The 15,594-nt window shown below is 59.6% G+C and carries 18 protein-coding genes and 1 tRNA gene; 7 read left to right on the top strand and 12 right to left on the bottom strand.

The window, feature by feature from the left end:
- Positions 1-174: 174 nt before the first annotated feature.
- The 10 genes from GLS_RS07730 to GLS_RS07695 all read right to left on the bottom strand — a co-directional run bounded on the left by GLS_RS07730 (position 175) and on the right by GLS_RS07695 (position 7,631).
- On the bottom strand, positions 175-1,674 hold the full coding sequence (locus GLS_RS07730) for a peptide MFS transporter (protein ID WP_041111787.1): 1,500 nt from the start codon (positions 1,672-1,674) through the stop codon (positions 175-177).
- Between the two features lie 36 nt (positions 1,675-1,710).
- The gene (locus tag GLS_RS13425) at positions 1,711-1,860 is read right to left on the bottom strand and encodes a hypothetical protein (protein WP_167315814.1); all 150 of its coding nucleotides are present in this window, start codon (positions 1,858-1,860) and stop codon (positions 1,711-1,713) included.
- A 4-nt stretch (positions 1,861-1,864) separates the two neighbouring features.
- Positions 1,865-2,785 (bottom strand): DnaJ C-terminal domain-containing protein, encoded by a 921-nt coding sequence (locus GLS_RS07725; RefSeq protein WP_041111786.1) that lies wholly within the window; start codon positions 2,783-2,785, stop codon positions 1,865-1,867.
- Entirely contained in the window at positions 2,782-2,940 is a 159-nt protein-coding gene (locus GLS_RS13420; protein WP_165919964.1) for a hypothetical protein, read from the bottom strand. Before GLS_RS13420 ends, GLS_RS07725 begins: the two co-directional genes overlap by 4 nt.
- A 47-nt stretch (positions 2,941-2,987) precedes the next feature.
- On the bottom strand, positions 2,988-3,935 hold the full coding sequence (locus GLS_RS07720) for an alpha/beta hydrolase (protein ID WP_041111785.1): 948 nt from the start codon (positions 3,933-3,935) through the stop codon (positions 2,988-2,990).
- A 36-nt stretch (positions 3,936-3,971) separates the two neighbouring features.
- The gene (locus GLS_RS07715) at positions 3,972-5,462 is read right to left on the bottom strand and encodes an efflux transporter outer membrane subunit (RefSeq protein WP_052327528.1); all 1,491 of its coding nucleotides are present in this window, start codon (positions 5,460-5,462) and stop codon (positions 3,972-3,974) included.
- Positions 5,463-5,530: 68 nt separating this feature from the next.
- The gene (locus tag GLS_RS07710) at positions 5,531-6,442 is read right to left on the bottom strand and encodes a biotin/lipoyl-binding protein (RefSeq protein ID WP_011253626.1); all 912 of its coding nucleotides are present in this window, start codon (positions 6,440-6,442) and stop codon (positions 5,531-5,533) included.
- Positions 6,443-6,454: 12 nt separating this feature from the next.
- Complete coding sequence (locus tag GLS_RS07705; RefSeq protein WP_041111784.1) at positions 6,455-6,649, bottom strand: DUF1656 domain-containing protein; 195 nt, start codon at positions 6,647-6,649, stop codon at positions 6,455-6,457.
- 191 nt (positions 6,650-6,840) lie between these two features.
- Positions 6,841-7,275, bottom strand: coding sequence for a hypothetical protein (locus tag GLS_RS07700; protein WP_041111783.1), 435 nt, complete (start codon positions 7,273-7,275; stop codon positions 6,841-6,843).
- A gap of 77 nt (positions 7,276-7,352) precedes the next feature.
- Positions 7,353-7,631 (bottom strand): hypothetical protein, encoded by a 279-nt coding sequence (locus tag GLS_RS07695; protein ID WP_024717271.1) that lies wholly within the window; start codon positions 7,629-7,631, stop codon positions 7,353-7,355.
- Between the two features lie 86 nt (positions 7,632-7,717).
- Here GLS_RS07695 and GLS_RS07690 point away from each other — a divergent pair, with 86 nt between their 5' ends.
- From GLS_RS07690 to GLS_RS13530, 7 genes are all read left to right on the top strand, one after another.
- Positions 7,718-8,878 (top strand): ABC transporter ATP-binding protein, encoded by a 1,161-nt coding sequence (locus GLS_RS07690; RefSeq protein WP_041111782.1) that lies wholly within the window; start codon positions 7,718-7,720, stop codon positions 8,876-8,878.
- A 97-nt stretch (positions 8,879-8,975) separates the two neighbouring features.
- Complete coding sequence (locus GLS_RS07685) at positions 8,976-10,115, top strand: extracellular solute-binding protein (protein ID WP_405002416.1); 1,140 nt, start codon at positions 8,976-8,978, stop codon at positions 10,113-10,115.
- Entirely contained in the window at positions 10,112-10,519 is a 408-nt protein-coding gene (locus tag GLS_RS07680) for a hypothetical protein (RefSeq protein ID WP_041111781.1), read from the top strand. The genes GLS_RS07685 and GLS_RS07680 overlap by 4 nt, the downstream gene beginning before the upstream one ends.
- Entirely contained in the window at positions 10,516-11,007 is a 492-nt protein-coding gene (locus tag GLS_RS07675; protein WP_041111779.1) for a YcgN family cysteine cluster protein, read from the top strand. The genes GLS_RS07680 and GLS_RS07675 overlap by 4 nt, the downstream gene beginning before the upstream one ends.
- A gap of 4 nt (positions 11,008-11,011) precedes the next feature.
- The gene (locus GLS_RS07670; protein ID WP_041111778.1) at positions 11,012-11,695 is read left to right on the top strand and encodes a M48 family metallopeptidase; all 684 of its coding nucleotides are present in this window, start codon (positions 11,012-11,014) and stop codon (positions 11,693-11,695) included.
- A gap of 7 nt (positions 11,696-11,702) precedes the next feature.
- Positions 11,703-11,788: transfer RNA gene (locus tag GLS_RS07665), tRNA-Leu, on the top strand.
- Between the two features lie 91 nt (positions 11,789-11,879).
- Positions 11,880-13,520 carry a DUF6538 domain-containing protein gene (locus GLS_RS13530; protein ID WP_041111777.1) on the top strand — a complete coding sequence of 547 codons (1,641 nt, stop codon included), beginning with the start codon at positions 11,880-11,882 and terminating at the stop codon, positions 13,518-13,520.
- Between the two features lie 154 nt (positions 13,521-13,674).
- Here the strand turns inward: GLS_RS13530 and GLS_RS13280 are convergent, their stop codons facing one another.
- Positions 13,675-14,682, bottom strand: coding sequence for a hypothetical protein (locus tag GLS_RS13280; protein ID WP_148295910.1), 1,008 nt, complete (start codon positions 14,680-14,682; stop codon positions 13,675-13,677).
- A 217-nt stretch (positions 14,683-14,899) separates the two neighbouring features.
- Positions 14,900-15,586, bottom strand: coding sequence for a glutathione S-transferase N-terminal domain-containing protein (locus GLS_RS07655; protein WP_041112775.1), 687 nt, complete (start codon positions 15,584-15,586; stop codon positions 14,900-14,902).
- Positions 15,587-15,594: the final 8 nt, after the last annotated feature.

Below are 15,594 nucleotides of genomic sequence, written 5' to 3'. Positions count from 1 at the left end.
CCGAGGCTGTTGCTGGGCACTGTCATACAGTCCGGAAACGGTCCAGAATAGAGTGTGGAAGACCTCTGTTTTCGTAATATGCCTTTCGCGACACAGTCCCGGAGCAGAACGCCAAATTTTTATCCGGAGATTTCTCCCGGATTACAAAAAGTTTAACGCTACAGTTTCCGGGGCTTATTCGCCGATCACAGTTACGTGTTCCCGATCCCATCGCCGAGTCAAAGGCTCCAGAAGCGCCAGAACCACCACGACGGCAGCCGCCACTTCACACAGCGTCCGGAACAGACCCGCATAGAGCGCAGCCCCGCCGCCACCCGCCACGACCTCGGGCGGGAGCGCCGCCTGATTGGCGATAATGCTGCCCACATACATGGCAATCCCCCACAGCAGATAGAGCGCGCCCATCATGAAACCGCTCAACCGCGCGGGCGAATAGCGCGCGATGATGGCCAGTCCCAGACCATTCGTCAGCAGTTCCGCCAGAGACAGGAAGCCGTATCCCACCACCATGATCCACGGAGACACCAGCCCGTCCGCATGAGCGGCCGCCGCCCACCAGACCGCAAATCCGATCGAGACCATCGCATAACCGAGCAGCATCTTGCGGGCGTGGGATGTCTGTTTCTGCTGCTGGCCCATCCGGTTGTACAGGAACGCCAGAACCGGACTGAGAGCCATGATCCAGACGGAATTGAGCACCTGAAACTGCCCGGCTGACATGTGAAAGAGCGTCACGCCCCCGATGCGATAGTCACCGGAAACCCCACGCAGGGCAAACAGCGTCAGGGACGTCATCATCTGCTGGTAGAACACGAGATAGATCGTACCCTGCAGACACAGCAGATAGGTCAGCCGCAGTCCCGGACGCTCGGTCTGAGGCGCCCGCACATAGAGCGCAACCCAGATCGCCGCCAGTCCCGCCCCCGCCGCAATCACGCACAGACGCGCCAGCGTATCACTGCCCAGAACCCAGGCATTGAAGGCAGTCAGCAGAGCAAGACCACCCGCAACCATTCCGAACCGTGACAACGGGACCGGCTGTTTTTCCGAAACCGGCGTCGTCGGCTCAAGCCAGCTGGAGCGCAGCACATAATAGAGCAGCCCGATCCCCAGTCCGACCGCACAGGTCGCAAAGGCGACCGGTGCCCCGTAATGGATCTGAAGCCACGGCGTAAGCAGCATGGAGACGGTCGAGCCAACATTGACGGACATGTAATACAGCGTGAAAGCCGCATCGAGCGCGGCATCATCACCCTTGTAGATCCGGCGCACCAGATTGCCGGCATTGGGCTTGAACAGGCCGTTTCCCGTGGAAATCAGAGCCATCGCCACCAGCAGCAGCGTGTGGGACTGCAGCGCTGCGGCCAGAAAGGCATAGCCGCAGGTCAGGGAGAGCGCCCCCATGACCATCGTCCGTCGCGCGCCCAGCACGCGGTCGCCAATAACGCCGCCGATGACAGGCGTGATGTAAGTCAGCGCGCCGAAAGCACCCATCATGAGATTGGCGGCGGCATCTGCCATTCTGAGCTGTTCGACCATGAACAGCGTCAGGACGGCCTGCATGCCGTAATATCCGAACCGCTCCCACAGTTCGATGGCCAGAACGACCGTAAACGCCCTGCGGCGCAGTCCCGGAGCAGAAGCCCCGGCTGGAGAAAAAGAGGAAGCGGTCATGCAGAACCCGTCAGAAACCAGAAGACGGGCCGCATCTTAGGGCAAATGCCACTCCCCGGCGAGGATCAGTGCGTGCGTACTGATGATGCCCAGAACCATCACGAAGATCAGCGCCACAATACCGCCGATGATGTCACTCCACGGCCATTCCGGCAGTCTCGACCGGACGCGACGCACCATCCCCATGTCTTCAGCTCTCCTGCTGGCTGAAGAAGGCCTCCAGCTCGGGGGAGACAGTACCGATATGAACCTGCAACGTCACCAGCAGATCACCGGCCGGATGCTTTTTATCCGCACCGATGCCGCGACCGGACAGACGCAGGACCTTGCCGCTGTCGGAATGCTTCGGAATCTTGACCGAGACATCGCCCTTTGGCGTCGGAACCGCGACCTTGCCACCCAGAATGGCCGTCTTGAGATCCACATCCTGCGTGATACGCAGGTTGCGCCCCTCACGGACATACCGGCTGTCAGGTGTGACCGTGATCGTCAGAAGCGCGTCACCCGGAACACCCGGCTGCCCGTCCATTCCCGGACGACCGGGCGCGCCCTTGCCGCGCACGCGCAGGGTCTGGCCATCTTCCACTCCTGGCGGAATACGGACCTCGGTATGCCCGCCCTCACCCAGCGTCAGATCCAGGGACGTCCCCAGAACAGCCTGCTGGAACGAGATCGTCACCGCATAACGGCGGTCGGACCCCTTGGACGCACGACGCCCGGCCGAACCGCCCGGCTGAAAATCGCCGCTGAAGCCGCCACCAAACATGTCCGAAAAGAAAGAGCCCAGATCTTCCTGACTGAAGCCGCCCTGGAAGCCCTGTGCGCCCCCACGCGGACCGCCCGGACCATATCCGCCGCCGCCAAAGCCACCGCCAAACGGTCCGCGTTCCTGACCGTCGGCATCAATCTCGCCGCGATCGAAACGCGCGCGCTTTTCCTTGTCGCCGATGATGTTATAGGCCTGCCCGACCGCCTTGAAGCGCTCTTCAGCCTTCTTGTCGTCCGGATTGTGATCCGGATGGTACTGCTTGGCCAGTTTCCGATACGCGCTGCGGATTTCCTTGTCCGTCGCCGTTTTCGAAACGCCCAGTACCGAATATGGGTCGCTCATGTCATCTCCCCGTCTTCTTCAGGTCCCTCATCCAGCAGGGAAATCAGGACCGCAATGACTTCATCCTGCGGGAACCCGGCCCGCACACCGTCTGAGATCAGGGCCTGCAGCTTCGGGCGAAGATAATCCTCTGCGGGATGTCCGTCGTCTGCCATTTCTGATCCTCCGTTATTCCCAGATGTGTGATCGCACGGGGCTGGGGTCAATGTTTCAGAACAAACTCTGCAATATCAGACACTACTGCACCATCCAGCGGAAGTGATCCATCCGCAGCCGGAGCCACACCAAGATCCGCCAGCGGATGGATCACATTCGGCAGCAGAACAACCTGCGCCTTCGGATCAGCCGCCTTCAGCAGCGGCAGGTCTTCAGTTGCGCTGACCTGACGATCCGCCGCCCCCTGCATGATCAGAACCGGCCCACGATAAGCCCTGAGCAGAGCGACGGGGTCATGATGGAAAAGATCGATCATGTAGTCCTGAACGGCTGGATGAAACAGCTGGCGCAATCCCGGATGCAGCGTCTGGACATCCACATGATGCCCGGCTTCAAGCGCATTGATTGCCCCGTCAATCTGCGGCAGCACGGTCTGCGCAGAAGGCATGGCATGAAGCTGGCTACGCAGCACTTCACCCAGAGGTCGACCGGCGGCGGACAGAAGGATCAGTCCGCAGATATCGGCCTGGCCCTGCGCAGCAGCCAGGGCGACAAGCCCACCCTCGCTATGTCCTGCGAGCCAGACACAGCGTACACCGGCCTTACGCCGGATGACGGCAATCCAGTTCCGTACATCGGTGGCATAATCCGCAATCGTGACGTGATTACCGTCCGCTATAGCCTGTTTACTGCCGAACATGCCGCGCTTGTCGATCCGGACGGAAGAAATGCCGCGTTTCGCCAGCTCATCCGCAATCTGCCGCAGTGTCGCAGGCTTGGGGCCCAGAGCCGAGTTCCCGTCCCGATCCGTCGGCCCGGAGCCCGGAATCATCAGAACGACGGGCGTACCGGCCCCCGCATTCACGAAGGTCCCTGCCAGCGGTCCCAGAGGACCAGGCGCTTCAATGGCCGTGCTCTCAGCCGCAACGGCATGAGACGACAGTCCACCAAGGCCCGACAAGAGCAAGAGGAAACGAAACACTGCCGGCTTCATGCTGCGTCTCCTGTTCAGGTACCCAACGCTTCCGCCTTACCGTGTGAAGGCTCTGACGAAAGCGTTCTGCTGTTTGACTTCGACGGGGAGTCTTGTGTCGGTGAGGGCTTTACCCTGCCATCCGGCGCCGAGGGCGATGTACAGCGCGACGGCGTTGCGGACGCGGGCGAGGCGGCCGACGACGGCCTGGTCCTCGGCGGACAGGGCGGTCTGTTCGGTCGTCAGCACGTTCAGGTATCCGGTCAGACCGGCCGTGAACAGCTTCTGCGCGCGGTCGCGGGCCAGGCCGGCATCGACGGAGGCCTGGTTCAGCTCCTCGACCAGCTCGGCATTGTGCCGCCAGTCGCCCATCGCGTCCTCGACATCCGCAAACGCCTTGAGCACCGTCTTGCGGTAGGTCAGACGGCTGCCCTCGGCCTCGGCGCGGGCCTGCGCGATCGCGGCGGTATAGCGGCCGCCATGAATGACCGGCAGCGTCGCCATCATCATGAAGCTCCACGCCATGCCACCCGCCTGGAACGCCTGATAGGCGGCAGACGCGTTCGGATTGAACGTCAGCGGGATCATGAATTTCGGATAGAGGTTCGACACCGCAATGCCCACGCGTGCCGTATCGGCGGCATATTCGGCCTCGGCCACGCGGATGTCGGGGCGGTTGGCGAGCACGATCGAGGGCAGGCTGTCGGGGAAGCGCGGCAGATCCGGGATCGGACGGCGCTTTTCCAGCTCTTCCTCGAGCTGGCCCGGCATGTCGCCGACAAGCACGGCGATGGCGTGCATCAGCCGCTCTTCCTGCTCGTGCAGCGGGGCCAGACGGGCGCGTTCGAGATGCTCTTCCGTCTGCGCCTGTGCCACGGCCAGCGTGTTGCCCAGACCATGCGTGTAGAGCTTTTCGGTCAGTTCGCGCGAGCGCACGGCCACGTCGATGGCGCGTTCGGTGACGGTCAGACGCTCCTGCACGGAGCGCAGCGTCACGTAATCCGTGGCCATCTCGGCCAGCAGCGCGAGAAGGACCGCGCGCCGGTTCTCGATCGATTCCTCGACGATCCGCTTGCGCTCTTCCACCTGCCGGGCAATGTGGCCGAACAGATCGACTTCCCAGCTCGCCCGCGCGCCATAGGTCAGGACCGAGGCCTCGGGGCGGTTGGCTGTGTTGCCCGGACGCAGCGGCCAGTTGTCCACGTTAATGGAATAGCGGTCATCGCCACCACCCGCGGCCACATCGAGCTGCGGATACCAGGCCGACTGCGCCTGACGGCGGACGGCGCGCTCGGCGATGATGTGCTGCGAAGCGATCTGCAGGTCGTAATTGCCCTTGATCGCCTGTTCCACCAGCTCGTTGAGCATGGGATCGTGGAACTGCGCCCACCAGTCCTTCATGTCGGCCGCCGACTGCGCCAGCGCATCGGCGGTGGCCGGACGGGGCTGCTCGACGAAAGCGTCGGGCACCTTGATCCGGTCCGGCTTGAAGTTCGGCCCGACCGTGCACGCCGTCAGCGACAGGCAGGTGCTCAGGGCCAGAGCCACGCTGCGGAGGGCTACGGCCCGGGTAAAGGGCCGCGCCAGCGATCGGGAAAGGGGGGTGGCGTGACATGTCAGAGGTGGTTCTGCAGCCAGGTGGTCAGACGGCCCCGCGCGCCCGGCGTCTCACGTCCGATCGTCACCGTGGCCGTCATGCCAGCCGCCAGCGTGATTTCCGGCGGGACGTTGTCGAACTCCAGACGCACCGGAATACGCTGTGCCAGACGCACCCAGGTGAAGATCGGGTTGACGTCCGGCAGGCCCAGCTTGTCGGACACGCCGTTCTGGTCGTTGATGCCGCGGCCGATGCTGACGACATGCGCCATGATGATCTGCTTGTAGCCCATCAGCTTGATCCGGGCTTCGTCACCCACATGCACGCCGTGCATCTTGGTTTCTTCGAAATAGCCGTTGATCCAGTAGCTGTGCGCATCGATCACCGCCAGGCCCGACACGCCGGCATGGGCGTAATCACCCACCCGCAGGTTGAGGTTGGTGATGTAGCCGTCCACCGGGGAATAGACCGTCGAGCGCTGCAGGTTCAGCAGGGCGGTGTTCAGCTCGGCCTTGGCCGCGTTGACCTTGGCGCGCTGGGTTTCAACATTGGAGTTGAAGTCTTCCTGCTCTTCCGCCGAGACGATGCCGCCCAGGCCCATGCGGCGCTTGGCGTCGGAGGTGCGGAGCTTGAGGTCTTCCTCGGCCCCGGCCACCCGGGCGCGGGCGGCGTCAATGTCGAGGCGGAAGCGCACCGGATCGAGCACGAAGAGCGGATCGCCCTTGTGGACGAACTGGTTGTCCACGACCGGCACGGCAACCACCGTGCCCGAGACTTCAGGGGCGGCGTCCACGACGTAAACGCGCACGCGGCCGTCACGGGTCCAGGGGGCGAGGACGTAGATGTCCCACATCGTGCGCCCCAGTCCGATGGCCAGGGCCAGGACGATGAGGGTCAGCAGGACACGGATCACGCTGCGGGTCCAGTTCATTGCCGACCCCTCCTATACGTAAAGGATGAGTAGACAGAGAACACAGACATAGAGCGCTATTTCAAAGAGGGCGACGTGCCAGAACCACCCCAGCGCACCGGTGCGCCACAGGATGCTTCGAAGCAGTAACGTCACAAAGACCGCCGCTACGGCATAAATGGAAAGCGGTGCAACGAAAACGCCAAACAGGTCAACTTCAGCCAGCATCAGGGACCGACCCCACCGTCAACCACCAGACTGCCACCCGCCAGACTGTACGCCAATTCGTCCACAACGCTCCTCGCTCAGCCACATCGACTCCCACTCAGTGAAGCAGCAGTCGGTGGACTGGCGAAGTGCTTACGCCATTACGCGGAGACTGACTATATGGCTTTGATCAATATCAGCCACAAAATGTCTTATTTTCTGAGACCGAACAAATTCCGCACAATGGCGAACAGACGGGCGATGGTGAAACGGCCGGCCGGTCCGAAGACCAGCCCCGTCAGCGCCGCCATGGCCAGAGACTGCTTGAACTCGATGAACTTGCGGTCACGGCGGATACGGGCCTCGATTTCCACCGGATCCGGGATGGAACGGGCGGCCAGAAGTCCGAAGATCACGACGAACAGAAGATCCACGCCGATCACGCAGAGCGCGGACTTCACATAACTCAGGCCTGCGACATCAATGAAGAATGCCCACAGGAACCCGTGAAATGAGATCGCTGTAAAGAACAGAAAGACTGCCGCGACGATGCCATAGGCCACCCTGCGGCCGATTCGCATTGCAGAGCGGGAAAGGATCTGCCCCTGGGCTGAAAGGACATCCTGTCCGAGTTCGATAGGCTTCATGGAAAGTCGCTTGCCTCTTCTTCAGGACGGGGCCGGACGAGATGCCGTCCGTCCCCCGCCTGGAAAGAACCGGGCTGTTACTTGGAGAAACGGCCGGCGAAGAAACCGACCACGGCCGAAATCAGGACGGCTGCAATCGGACGCGCCCGCACACGCGTCGAAACATTTTCAATTTCATGATCCGTGATTTTGCGGGCATTTGCAACGGCATGGTCCGTGCGGTCAGCCGCATCAAGCAGAGCGGGGTTGATGCGGTTGTTCAGCAGTTCCTGCAGCTGGTCCCGCAGACTGTCGATCTGAGCCTGTGTGGTCTCGGTTGCCACTTCAATGTTATCCTTGACGCTTTTACGGCTCATGTTCAAACCCCTTCTTGAATATCCGGTCAGATCTGTTCTGGCCTGATTTTGTTTCGCCTATAACGATCCATTCTCCCAGAGGTTGCATGTCAGGCCTGTCCGGCGTTTCCCGCATGGCTCCCAAGCAGAGGAGCACCCGCCCCTCCCGCCCGAAGCCCGTGCTGGAGGTTTCCGGCCTGCGCGCGGCCATTGATGCGCCGCCCGTCGACCTGTCGCTCCAGCCCGGCGCGACCCTGACCCTATTCGGAAACCAGCCCGCGGCCCTGTCGCGCCTGCTGGATGTTCTGGCCGGGTTCCTGCCCTCTCTGGGCGGCACCATCACGGTCAGCGGCGAGAACGTGACGTCCCGTCCGCCCGCAGAGCGCCGGATGCGCATCGTCAGTCCCCGGGACCCGCTTTTTCCGCATCTGGACCTTCGAGACAACATCGCCTTCAGTCTGCGCGCCAGCCGACAGGGCCGAACCGAAGCCCGTGCGGCCGCCGGACGGATGATCTCCCTTCTGGGACTGGACGGCATCGCCGGCCTGCGCCCTGCGGAGCTGAGCCCGGAACAGTCCCTGCGTGTTAGGCTGGCCCGCGCCCTTGTCACGTCTCCGGACGTACTGCTGCTGGATGATCCGCTTCATACGCTCGATCCCCACGCCGCACGCCGCATCCCGATCCTGCTGGGCACTCTCTCCCGCGCCCTGAATCTGAGCGTGATCCAGAGCGTCTCGCGCCGCGAGGATGCCCTGCGTTCGGGCGGCGAGATCGCCGTCTTTCATGACACCCGGCTCCTGCAATGTGCAGACGCCGCCCGTCTTTATGACCGTCCGGACTGCGTTGAGGTCGCGGCCCTCTTTGGCGAGACCAACATCCTGCCGGGTCAGGTGCTGGATATTGGCGACGACGTGGCCCGCGTTCATCTGGCCTGTGGCGGCATCGTGGACGCGATGGCCGCCGAAAATCTGGCTGAAGGACAGGAATGTCTTGTCTGTGTCCGTCCCGACCGGATTTCGCCGTTTTTCGGAGCCCAGGGCCTGGGCATGGACGAAGAGGGGGAGACGCCCGTCCGCGGTGTTCTGACCGACAGCACCCATCTCGGGGATCATATCCGCATGCGGGTCCGCTGCGCCGAAGGAACGGAAATCGAGCTGCGCCGCCCGCCGCTCCAGGCCCAGAAGATCCCTGCCCCGGGCACTGCCGTGCAGCTCGCCTGGCCCGCCGCCCATGCGACAGCCTTTCCGCCCGGCGCCGGGATGTATTAAAGTGCGCCCGTCCTGTCCGGACACCCGTAAACCGTTCCCTTTTCAGCAAACCCAGTCTTCCAAGGATCTTTCCGTTCTGACCCGGTCCGCCTTCCCCTTGCGACATGTCTTCCGGACATCCGGTCGGGTCCCCCGCAGGAGTGGCCCCGGCCAGCTGTGTCTCTGCGCCCTGCTGCTTCTGTCGTCCCTGGAGCCTGTGGCTCAGGCGGCGTCCGCGCGTTCGTCACATGATGCCACCGGCATCGGGTCGTTTTTCACGTCTGTCGGACACGGCATCACCTCCGTCTTCATGCCAGGCTCCGCCTCTGCACATGGGCATGAACGCGCCCGGCACCGTCGCAGAACTGTCCGTCATCACGCGGCTGCGCCCGTTGCCCCTGAACCCGGTTTCGGCGTTCCGGAAGGCACGATCGCAGCGCACGCCCTCACCTCCAGTGACAGCACCCTGCGTCTGGTGGAATGGGATGGCCAGACGACAACACTCCAGACCGGCTCCCATGCCGCGAAACCCGCATGGATGGCCGTTCTCGTCACGGGCACGCAGCTGGCGCAGGCCTGCGCGGGCGGATGGGTCCACACACTGGACGACAGCCCCACCTGCGGCATCCCCGGTGGTGTCAGCGACCTTGCCCTGACCTGGGACCGCTCACGGCTGGCAACAGCTCCGGGCTGGCCGGATTTCTGGGACGTGGCACGCCATCCGGGACGGCGGGGCCTGCATTTCGGCGCCAGAACAACACTGGAAATCGCCCTGCTGGCCGATGGTGTCGCACCACAGGACATCTATCCTACCCTTTCCACGCAGGCCGGTGTGGATCGCGCCTTCCGCAAGCTGGACCTGCTTCGCCCCTATATCGTGTGGTGGACAACGGCTGCCGATGCCGCGCGCATCATGGAACAGAGCAGCGCCCTCATGCTGAGCGCACCGAGTACGGAAGTGACCAGTGTCAGTTCCCGGGTTCAGGCCGGAGCCGCAAGCTCGCTTTTCGTTGCCGGCACCCAGAACGTGCTGCGGACGCCGCTCTTCTGGGCCATTCCCGCCAATATTCCCGCGGACAGTGCCCACCGGACACTCGCCCAGCTCAGAATGCACGCTCCCCATCTGGAAGACATGCCCGGACCGGTTCCGCCGGGAAACACGCCGACGTTCCTGACTGTCAGCGACACGTTCTGGTCCCAGCATGGTGAAGCGCTCGAACAGCAGTTCGAAGCACGTTTCGCCCCCCAAACACCATGATGTCACTCGCATTACGACTCAACCTGCCCGCAATCCTGACAGGACTTCTCGGAGCCTGCGCCGTGATCGCGCTACTCATGCGTGCGCTGCCCGCCCCGGTCGTGCGGCGTCTTGGATTGCTGCTGCTTCTGCCCGGCCCCGGACTGGCCCTTGCGCTGGCCAGCATTCATTCCGGTCTGGGCTGGCTGGAAGGCATGCTCATTGCGCCGGCAGTCGTTTTCCCAACCGGAGCGACCCTGCTGACCCTGCCGCCAGGCACAACCCGTGCCGCCATCGGACTGGGCGCCGACCTGCCGACACGTCTGCGCCTGATCTGGTTTCCGCTCCTTCTGCCATCCGCTTTTCTTTCCATTCTGCTCGCGGTCGTTTTCTGCGTCGCCTGCGCCCTGCTGGACCACCCATGACTTCTCCCACCGCGCCTTTCTGGCAAACCATTCCTCTGGACGAGATGTCTTCCGAACAGTGGGAGTCCCTGTGTGATGGCTGCGGTCGCTGCTGTCTCAACAAGCTGCGTGACGAAGACACTGAAGAAGTCATTTACACGAACGTCGCCTGTCGCCTTCTGGACACGCATACCTGCCGCTGCACCGACTACGCCGACCGCCATCGCAAGGTCCCGGACTGCGTAACCCTCACGCCGGAACTTCTGGCCGAAATCGACTGGCTGCCCCCAAGCTGTTCCTATCGCCTGCTGCGCGACGGATTTGATCTTCCGGACTGGCACCCTCTGCGGACAGGCAATGAAAAGGGCGTGCACAGTTCCGGCGCCTCGGTCCAGGACCGCTGCATCAGCGAGCGCCGCGCCGGACCACTTGAGGACCATCTGGAAGACTGGCCCGGGGAATGGCCGGACCGCTCCCCGCTCTGTCATGCGCTGAAGCGCAAGGGCTGAGACCATGCTTCCCCCGACCGTTCCACTCATCTGGAAACGTTCGACGCGGGCCAGACGCATCACGCTGCGGATCGAGCCTGTCCGGGGGGAAGTCATCATTACGGTTCCGGAGCGCATCAGCCGGGACAGGGCACTGGCGTTTGTTCACCAGCAAACGGAGTGGATTACCAACGCTCTAGCCGCTTTGCCCGAAAAACAGGCGCTCGCTGACGGCTCAGAGGTCATGATCGAAGGGAGAAGCATCCCTATCCTACATGAACCTACGGCCCGGCGCGGCTGCTGGCTGGATGCGGAAGGGCTGCATGTCAGCGGAGAAGCCTCACACACGGAACGACGCGTCCGCGATTTTCTTCAGGCCATGGCAAAGGAACGCCTGACACAGACGCTCCAGACCTATTCAGCAAAAATGGATCTGCACCCTGCCCGGCTCGACCTGCGCGATGTCCGGACCCGATGGGGCAGCTGCACGCGCCAGGGACGCATCATGCTCAGCTGGCGCCTGCTGATGGCTCCCCCGGAGATCCGGGATTATGTGGTCATCCACGAACTGGCGCATCTGAAACACTTCAATCACGGCTCCGATTTCTGGGCGCTGGTCGACCGTTTTATTCCGCAGGGCCGTACAGGACGTCTTGCAGCGGAACGCTGGTTGAGAGAAAACGGTACCGCTCTTCTGCGCGCAGCATGAGAGCTGTGCGAGCTTGGCGGAATGGTAGACGCACGAGACTTAAAATCTCGAGTCCGCAAGGGCGTGCGGGTTCGAGTCCCGCAGCTCGCACCACTAAGCCATTGAAAACATAGAGAAAAACACCATTCGGCGTTGAAATGGGCGTTTCTCCCACAGTCTTTCCCAGAATGGGAAAGGTCAGCACATGCTCCGACTCGTGGGCTCGAACTACTATTTCCGACGCGCCGTGCCGTTAGACCTGCGCCCCCTGCTGGGACGAAGCGAGGTCTCGCACTCCCTGAAAACCTCAAATAAGCTGGCAGCCCGGCAGCAGGCTGCCCTGCTCTATGCCCGGACCGGGCAGTGTTTTCAGGAGATACGGCGTATGACGACAGAGCCTTCTGCAAAAACGCTCAGCGCTGCCGACATCATCCACTTCTATGAGCAGTTCGTAAAAGACCTCGAAAACTATCATACCGTCTGCATTGACGAACTGACCCTGCGTCATAAGGCAGAATCAGCCGGGCAGACACTTCGGGAAGCTGAGTTTCTCCACACCGTCATGCGCTTTTTGGATGTGATTGGTCAGCATTTCGAGCACACGGACGACTTCCTGCGGGAACTGCGCCAACAGGATGCCGTGACTCACGCCGTCACCCGGACCCGGGAGAGCATGCTGAGGGAAGAAATCACAGGACTGCGGAAGATGGTGGTCGAGATCAAGGGAACTCTGCCACAGGAACGTCTTCCTGCGCCTCAGGCCGATGACGCAGAGACGCGTCTTCCAACGCCGACAATGTCGCCGCCTAAAAAACAGCGCATGACCTCGTCCCAAACCATCAGCGCCATGACCCAGCGCTTCATTCTGAACGACGCTGGCAAAAGTGCTGACACCCTTAAAGGCACAAGAACGACCGTTGACCTGTTCGTCGAAGCGTTTGGGGATCTCCCGGTCACGCAGATCACCGGAACGACGGCAGGCGACTTCAAAGACCTGCTGCTGGGCCTGCCAGCCACGCATGGGAAGGCAAAGAAATGTCTTCCGATCCGGGACGCGGTGAAGGTCGCGAGGGAACAAGGCCTCAAAACGCTGAGTGGCAAGACAGCGAAGAACCATTTTTCCCGATTGTCCGCGCTCTGGTCCATTCTCGTTCAACGCGAGATCGTATCCAAAAATCCCTGGATGAAATGGTCGTTCAACACGACGAAGGAAACAGACCGCCGCTGCTGGACCGATGAGGAGCTGGCTCTTTTAAGTAAGGCGCAATGGGGGCATCGCGGCATTTCGAGACGAACTTATGCGGGGATGGTCAATGTTGCCCTTTATACCGGCCTGCGCTTGGGAGAAATCTGTAACCTGCGCTGTCAGGACATTGAGAACGTGCAGGGCGTGGCCTGCTTCCAGATCCGGCCCCATCTGGAAGAGGACTGGTCTCCAAAATCAGCGGCCGGAATCCGGCTGGTTCCGATCCACTCCCAACTGATCAGGGCAGGCATCCTGGAGTTTCTGAAGCCCGACCAGCATTTCCTGTTTCCCGATCTGGCCACGTCCACAAACGGAGTCCGTGGCGCGTCCTTCGGGCAGGCGTTTTCAAAACTGAAAACGAAGCTCGGCCTTCCGGCTGAAATTACGTTTCACAGTTTCCGGCACACGGGCTCGACGAAGCTCCGCAATCAGGACGCCAGTTTCCGGGAACTCTGGATCGACCGGGTCCTGGGGCACGAAGCCTCCCATCGTAGCCAGGGCACCATGAATTACACCAGTTCCATCGATGTCCGGAACCTCCAGAGCGTCATCGAAGCACTGGAATTCCCAAGTTTCTCAATGGAAATTCCAGACACCTGAAGGCAGCAATGGGGGGAAAGCAGAAGGTCGGCTTTCGACAAAGGCATGTGAGAATTCGGAATTTAAAATTTTCTCCATGAAGCCAAGTATTTTTTGGAGAATGCCGTTTCGCTTTGTCTATTTCTATGTCCTTTCAAAGTAATTTTTCGATAATTTATTTAGATCTGGAAATAACATTAGGCATCTCTACTGCTTTCCCATCCTTTCCGATAAAAGTGAAAAAACCGCGCCGAACAGAAGTGTCAACCAAATTAAATTGAGCTATGTGATGCTGATTGGGCAATATGTTCAAAGAACACAAATAAATATCTAGATCTTCTGTATCTATCTCCACAATTAGTGCGGAAAAATCCAAATGGTAGCAACTATCAAGTAACGCCTGATCTGATGATGGAAAGCTGTCCTTGTAAACAACATTATAATGAGGTTGAAAATATCGGATCAACCCAGCTTCTGCCAGACTTATTTGTTGGGCTTTTGATAATGGATTATCCATAATGCTTTCGAAGCGAGTAATGTCTTTTTCGCCAGAAATAGCCTTTTTTTCAGTCCCGTCTACCCAAGAGATCACCCTATATGGAGAGTATTCAAACGTTAGGATCAATATTTCGTCATCAGGGAAAGAATAATGGGTGTCGCTAAGAACTCTTTGTAGAGTGGAATGACTTTTTAGTCGATCTATAGCCGTCCTTTTTCCCTCTGCATATGCTTGCCCCACATAGAGAACTTCGAGTTTCTGCAGAGACGCATTTGAAATAACTCCATTTATACTTAATGCCATGGCAGGAAAATAGGTTAAAACCTCTCCCTTTGCGTTCTTACACTCAAATTCACGACAAGGATATGGAGCTAATTCTAAGCTTACCGCACCTGCTGGCAAACAAAAAGGGAGTTCAAAAGGTAGATAAGTTTCTACCCCTCCAATCTTATATACAATATTCCCGCGCACCACTTTACCATCGAATGAAAAATTATTTGGATCAAATACAGAAGATGGACGCTTACAAATAAGATATATATGGCAATTCTCTGATATTTCCAGACTTACTGGGTCAGTTATTTTCGAACCGGCATTTAGCTGATGCGGTAAAATCAACTGCCAGCGTGCAGAGCATAAATTCACAGCAAATTCAGAAATATATTTTCTCTCCGCGACTGTCATTTTTGCAAAACCCTAAATTTATATTACGTTTTCAACCACACAAAAGTGTAGCGGTTCTTGTTGGATATCTTACGTTTGAATTAACACAAACCAACTATGTCCGCTATCAGTCTCGAAATTTTCTCTATTATATATATCTATAATGAAGGCGTTTGCAGCCTCTCTGCGTATTCCGTAGCTGTCTCGGGTTGGCGCTAGTAATTAAAAAATTTTGCTCTCAGGGAGAATGCTGCCCCCGGACGCTGGCAATTGCCGCAAGGTCGGTTTTTTCCCGTTGCTCGCGTCCGACTGCCATACCGCGTATCACAGCGGGCCTTGCCATCACGGTATCAAACCACATTTTCAGGCGGGGAAAACTTCCAAGATGCTGACCCTGCTTCTCATGCGGCACGATCCAGCCAATACAAGCGATATCGGCCACTGAGTAATCCCCCGCGAGATACTTTCGATCCCCCAAACGACGTTCAAGCACACCATACAGGCGCTCGACTTCCCTCGTATATCGTTTGATAGCATAATCGATCGGAACTGGAGCATACTGCCGGAAATGGTGAGCCTGCCCGGCCATTGGTCCAAGCCCCCCTACCTGCCAGAACAACCACTGGTCGACCTCGACACGCTTCCGTTCTTCGCGCGGATAGAAACGCCCGAACTTGCGTCCAAGATATTGGAGAATAGCTCCCGACTCAAAGACCGAAATTGGCTCTTCGTTCGGTTCCCGTGGGTCAATCAGTGCCGGAATGCGGTTGTTTGGAGAAAGCTTTAAAAATGCAGGCTCGAATTGCTCACCCTTAACGAGGTCAACGAGATTCACTCTGTAAGGAACAGCAAGCTCCTCCAACATGATGGTGATTTTCCAGCCATTGGGTGTCGGCCAGTAATAGAGGTCGATTAAATCGCTCATATATCCGC

The organism is Gluconobacter oxydans DSM 3504 (assembly GCF_000583855.1).
Classification (GTDB): Bacteria; Pseudomonadota; Alphaproteobacteria; order Acetobacterales; family Acetobacteraceae; genus Gluconobacter; species Gluconobacter oxydans.
Note: the sequence above shows the minus strand (reverse complement) of the source record. Positions and strands in the feature narration are given on the sequence as shown.